7 protein-coding genes are annotated in these 5,196 nt (G+C 70.9%); 4 read left to right on the top strand and 3 right to left on the bottom strand.

All coding sequences use genetic code 11. The annotated features are described in order from the left end of the window. The first annotated feature begins 271 nt into the window (after positions 1-271). Positions 272-577, top strand: a complete 306-nt coding sequence (locus tag DBR36_RS10625) for a hypothetical protein (protein ID WP_146185325.1) — start codon at positions 272-274, stop codon at positions 575-577. A gap of 131 nt (positions 578-708) precedes the next feature. Here the strand turns inward: DBR36_RS10625 and DBR36_RS10620 are convergent, their stop codons facing one another. Both DBR36_RS10620 and DBR36_RS10615 read right to left on the bottom strand, forming a co-directional pair. After that, on the bottom strand, positions 709-996 hold the full coding sequence (locus DBR36_RS10620; protein ID WP_108319203.1) for a Fe-S cluster assembly protein HesB: 288 nt from the start codon (positions 994-996) through the stop codon (positions 709-711). Between the two features lie 113 nt (positions 997-1,109). Next, positions 1,110-1,961 carry a LuxR C-terminal-related transcriptional regulator gene (locus tag DBR36_RS10615; protein WP_108319201.1) on the bottom strand — a complete coding sequence of 284 codons (852 nt, stop codon included), beginning with the start codon at positions 1,959-1,961 and terminating at the stop codon, positions 1,110-1,112. A 141-nt stretch (positions 1,962-2,102) separates the two neighbouring features. On the opposite strand from DBR36_RS10615, the gene DBR36_RS10610 reads away from it, so the two are divergent. Next, the gene (locus tag DBR36_RS10610; RefSeq protein ID WP_108319199.1) at positions 2,103-2,456 is read left to right on the top strand and encodes a DUF485 domain-containing protein; all 354 of its coding nucleotides are present in this window, start codon (positions 2,103-2,105) and stop codon (positions 2,454-2,456) included. Further along, positions 2,453-4,069 (top strand): cation acetate symporter, encoded by a 1,617-nt coding sequence (locus DBR36_RS10605; protein WP_181373561.1) that lies wholly within the window; start codon positions 2,453-2,455, stop codon positions 4,067-4,069. Before DBR36_RS10610 ends, DBR36_RS10605 begins: the two co-directional genes overlap by 4 nt. A gap of 63 nt (positions 4,070-4,132) precedes the next feature. Here DBR36_RS10605 and DBR36_RS10600 read toward each other — a convergent pair whose 3' ends face one another. After that, the gene (locus tag DBR36_RS10600; RefSeq protein WP_108319197.1) at positions 4,133-4,666 is read right to left on the bottom strand and encodes a methylated-DNA--[protein]-cysteine S-methyltransferase; all 534 of its coding nucleotides are present in this window, start codon (positions 4,664-4,666) and stop codon (positions 4,133-4,135) included. Positions 4,667-4,865: 199 nt separating this feature from the next. Here DBR36_RS10600 and DBR36_RS18340 point away from each other — a divergent pair. Then, a partial coding sequence (locus DBR36_RS18340) for a hypothetical protein (protein WP_258222726.1) occupies positions 4,866-5,196 on the top strand: 331 nt, incomplete at its 3' end.

Raw genomic sequence — 5,196 nt, 5'->3', positions numbered from 1 at the left:
CCCCACCCCCGCGATCTCTGACGCGCCGACCGACACGGATTCGGATGCCACCCCCGAACGGCCGCAGCACCCTCGCTCGCACCCGCGCCGGTCTCGGGTCCTCGTCATCGGCGCCGTCGTCCTGGTGGCGGCGATCTGAATCACCACGCGGCTGCTCGCGCAGGGTGCGGGGAGCGATCCGCTCCGCGCCGGAGTCGAGGAGGTCGCCCGGCTGAGCCCCGACCCCGGCTACGAGGCACCCGGGGTGCTGTACCGGGGGGTGACCGGGAAGGTGACGGAGTACACCGCCTTCGAGGGCTTCCGGGTCATCTCCTACCCCTCCTTCCGCGAGGGAGACCAGATGCCGAGGTGCAGGACCATCTGGCAGCCCGACCTGCTGGAGGAGGACGGATCGGGCCTCTCGTACGGCGGGGAGGGCCTGGTGCCGTCGTGCGGAGCGGGTGCCTTCCCGGCGGCCTACATGATTCTGCTGGCGGACGGTTCGGCCGAGCGTGCTCTCACCGACCTTTCGCCCGACACCGCTCTGCAGTTCGTCTACGACGCGGACGTCGACCAGATCGTGGTGCTCCGCGGCTGACCGCCGCATCCCGTACCGCCCTCGCGGAGGAGCACCCTCCGGAGCCCGCGCGCTCCCTCGGCCGTCCGCGCGCACGGACCCGAAAACGACGACGCCCCGGCGTGAACCGGGGCGTCGTCGACGAACGGGTCTCAGGCCGCGGTCGTCACCGCGAACTGCACCGAGCCCTGCTCGGGGTCGATCTGCGCGTCGAGGACGCGATCGTCGAGCACGGCGGCGGCGTCGCTGTCGAGGAAGACGCGCGCTCCGGCGCTCTCGACGACGGTGTCGGCCGGCTCGGGGGCGTCGACGACCGACAGCGCGAACTGCGACTCGGGCGAGCCGGCGCCCTCGATGCGCACCCCGCCCTGCGGGGCGTCGGGGATCTGCGCGGTGATGGTCTTGACGGCGGTCGTGGCCTCTTCGGTGAGCGTCAGCATGGGTGACTCTCCTTCTCTGATCGACGACAGGAGTCAGCCACGATGCCGAGAATCGGCCCTGCTCTCAACCTCAGGCGCCCATTGCCAGGGCTTTCCCACCGGTCGTCCAGGGGTCAGGGCAGCAGCCCCGCGCGCCGCGCCCGGGTCACCGCCGCGTGGCGGGTCGAGGCGTCCAGTTTCGACATCGCCGAGGCCAGGTACGACTTCACCGTGGTCTCTCGAAGCCCCAGGGATGCCGCGATCTCGCCGTTCGTCGACCCCACCGCCGCGCAGGCCAGCACGTCGATCTCGCGGCGCGACAGGTGGATGTCGGTGTCGACCGAGCCGGTCGGCCCGTCCCCGGTGAGGGCGGCCAATCGCCCCTCGATGTCTTCGAGGCGACGGCGCAGGTCGTCGTCGCCCACGGTCGCCGCGATACCCCGCAGCTGCGCGTAGCTCTCGCGGATCTCTTCTCGCGCACCGGCGCTGATGCCGCCCTCGGGGGCGGGGGAGCGGGCGAGGCGTCGCTCGACCTCGGCACGCACGCGCAGTTCGGTGCCGAGCTCTCCGGCCACGTCGAACGCGGGGCGCGCCTCGACCTCGCCGACGGGCGCTTGCGCCCACGAGCCGCAGTAGAGCACGCCGCGGGCAGCGCCGCTCACCAGGACGGGTACCGCGAACAGCGTCGCGATCCCCTCGCCGAGGATGGCGCGGTCGTAGTCGTGGGTGATCGTGCGCGAGGTGCGGTAGTCCAGGGTCATCCGGGGCCGGCGTTCCACGAGGGCTCGGCCACCGAGGCCGCGGGTGGCGTGCACGACCAGGCCGTCGATGCTGCGGGTGCGGGCGCCCACGATGGTGGTCACGTGGACGGCGCCGTCGTGCTCGAGACCGCCGAAGGCGACGGGGAAGTGCGTGCGTCGGGCGAGTTCGGACACGGCGTGCGACACCAGGGTCGCATCGTCTCGAAGAGCGGAGGGTGCGGACACGCACTACCTACTTCCGGGGGTGACGGCGTCGTCGCCGCGTTTCGTAGCGTCGACCATACCACCGGGGAAGCAACGGCCGACCCGGACTTTTCTCCCCGATCGGCGCAGTGCTGCGCCGTACTCATGAGGCAAGGAGGCCACATGACGGACCGTCGGATCGACGACGCTCACACGAGCGGCGTCGACTACATCGCGGTCGAGGAGTCCGCCCCGTTCCGGGAGTTGAAGCGGCGTCAACGCAGCTTCGTCTTCCCGCTCGCGGTGGCGTTCCTCGTCTGGTACTTCGTCTACGTTCTACTGTCGTCCTTCGCGCCCGGGTTCATGGCCCAGCCCGTGTCGGGCGCGATCACCGTCGGCCTGCTGTTCGGCCTGGGGCAGTTCGTCACCACGTTCGCCATCACGATGGGCTACGTCGCGTACGCGAACCGTCGCCTCGACCCGGGCGCCGAGCAGCTGCGCGATGAGCTCGAGCGCGCCGAGGGAGGTCGCTCGTGAACGACGTGCTCGCCTCCATCGACGCGGCCGTGCAGACGGTCGAGAACAACCCGGTGCTGAACATCTCGATCTTCGGCGCCTTCGTCGCGGTGACCCTCTTCATCGTCATCCGCGCCAGCCGCAACAGCAAGACCGCCGCGGACTACTACGCCGCGGGTCGCTCGTTCACCGGTCCGCAGAACGGCTTCGCGATTGCCGGCGACTACCTGTCGGCGGCATCGTTCCTGGGCATCGTCGGTGCGATCGCGATCAACGGCTACGACGGGTTCCTGTACTCGATCGGGTTCCTCGTGGCGTGGCTCGTGGCGCTGCTGCTGGTGGCCGAGCTGATGCGCAACACGGGCAAGTTCACGATGGCCGACGTGCTGTCGTTCCGCCTCAAGGAGCGCCCGGTGCGCATGGCCGCGGCGATCACCACGCTCGCGGTGTGCTTCTTCTATCTGCTCGCGCAGATGGCCGGTGCCGGTGGTCTGGTGTCGCTGCTGCTCGGCATCACCGAGCGCGTGGGGCAGTCCATCGTCGTCGCCGTGGTCGGCATCCTGATGATCGTCTACGTGCTCATCGGCGGCATGAAGGGCACCACGTGGGTGCAGATCGTCAAGGCGTTCCTGCTCATCGGCGGCGCCGTGGTCATGACCATCTGGGTGCTGGCGATCAACGGGTTCAGCCTGAACACCCTGCTCGAGAGCGCGGTGGCCGCGTCTCCGAAGGGGGATGCCGTGCTCGCGCCGGGTCTGCAGTACGGCAAGAACCCGTGGGACTTCATCTCGCTGGCCCTGGCCCTCGTGCTCGGCACCGCGGGCCTGCCCCACGTGCTGATGCGCTTCTACACGGTGCCCACCGCGAAAGAGGCCCGTCGGTCGGTGGTGTGGGCGATCTGGCTGATCGGCCTGTTCTACATCCTCACCCTCGTCCTGGGTTACGGCGCGGGGGCACTCGTGGGCTCCGAGGCGATCCTGGCGGCACCGGGCGGCGTGAATGCCGCAGCCCCGCTGCTCGCCTTCGCCCTCGGCGGTCCCCTGCTGCTCGGGTTCATCTCGGCGGTGGCGTTCGCGACGATTCTGGCGGTGGTGGCGGGCCTCACGATCACCGCGGCGGCGTCGTTCGCGCACGACATCTACGCCAACGTGGTGAAGAAGGGCGACGTGCCGCCCGACGGCGAGGTCAAGGTCGCCCGTCGTACGGTGATCGTCATCGGTGTGCTGGCGATCCTCGGCGGCATCGGCGTGCAGGGGCAGAACGTGGCCTTCCTCGTGGCGCTGGCCTTCGCGGTCGCCGCCTCGGCGAACCTGCCGACGATCCTGTTCTCGCTGTTCTGGCGGCGCTTCACCACGCGCGGCGCGGTGTGGAGCATGTACGGCGGCCTGGGTTCGGCGCTGGTGCTGATCTTCCTCTCGCCGGTGTTCTGGGGGACGCCCACCAGCGTCTTCGTGGACACGGGGGTGGCGATCTGGCCCCTGAACAACCCGGGCATCGTGTCGATTCCGCTCGGCTTCTTCTTGGGGTGGCTGGGATCGGTGACCTCGCGCACCGCCGAGGACCGCCGCAAGGCCGCCGAGATGGACGTCCGTTCCCTCACCGGCTTCGGCGCCGAGAAGGCGTCCAACCACTGACGGACGCCGCTCGACGAAGGAGCGCCCGGTCACCGCGTCTCGCGGGGCCGGGCGTTCCGTCGTTCAGCCCGCCGCCCGCAGGCCCCCGGCATCCCGAACCGCCCCCTCGATCCCGAGCAGGTGCCGCTTGACCTCGGGGTGGCCGCCGTACTCGCCGATCGAGCCGTCGGCGCGCACCACCCGGTGCACCGGCACCACGATCGAGAACGGACTCGCGGCGCACGCGGTGCCGACCGCGCGGGCCGCGCCCGGCGCCCCGGCCATGACGGCGACTTCGCCGTAGGCCGCGGTCTCGCCGTAGGGGATCTCGAGCGTGGCCTCGAGGGCCGCGCGGGTGAAGCCGCGGACCAGGCGCCAGTCGAGCGGCACGTCGAACGCCTGTCGTGCCCCGTCGAAGTACTCGTCGAGCTGGCATACGAGGTCGGCACCCGGGGCGGGATCGGGATCGGGGACGACGCCGAGCCGGGCGGCGATCTCGGCGCGCGCGCGGTCGAGCCCCTCGTGTGCGACGTCGAGGCGCACGAGCGCGTCGTCGACGAAGGTGAGCAGGACGGGGCCCACCGGGCTGTCGTAGTCGGTGCTGGTGACTCTGTTCATGCGCCCATCCTGACGACCCCCTCGACGGCGCGGACCGGCCCCGCCGCGATCGGGGGAGAGTGCGGCCGGATGCCCCGTCGGGGAGGAACGGCCGGTGATCCGGCGTGTCGCCGATTGTCGCGAAACTCGGGCCCGCTGCGCGCGATCCCGAGTCGCCCGGCTTAGTCTGACAGGTGTGTGGCGAGCTGAGGACGGTACCGTGACCGGTGCCCACGGAGACGATTCGACGTCGTCCGTCGATCCGGGCGAGCTGCGATTGTCGGAGCCCGGCATCGTGGTCCGCCATGTGGCCGACCCCGAACGCGACCGCATCCGGTCCGAGGCCGCCGCCCTCGGCGGGCGCTCGACGCTGCTGCGGTTCGACGACGCGCGCGACGCGGGCATCGACATCACCAAGGCGCACCCCGGCTCCCTCCCGCAATTCATCACGGGGCGCGCCACCATGCTCTCCAACCTCTTCCGCGACGAGGTCGCGCTGCGCACGGCCCGCATGGCCGCCGACCGCATCACCGCGAAGAACGTCGAGCTGC

This window comes from Microbacterium sp. HMWF026, from assembly GCF_003061325.1.
Taxonomy (GTDB): domain Bacteria; phylum Actinomycetota; class Actinomycetes; order Actinomycetales; family Microbacteriaceae; genus Microbacterium; species Microbacterium testaceum_E.
This window is presented reverse-complemented; position numbering and strand designations above follow the sequence as displayed.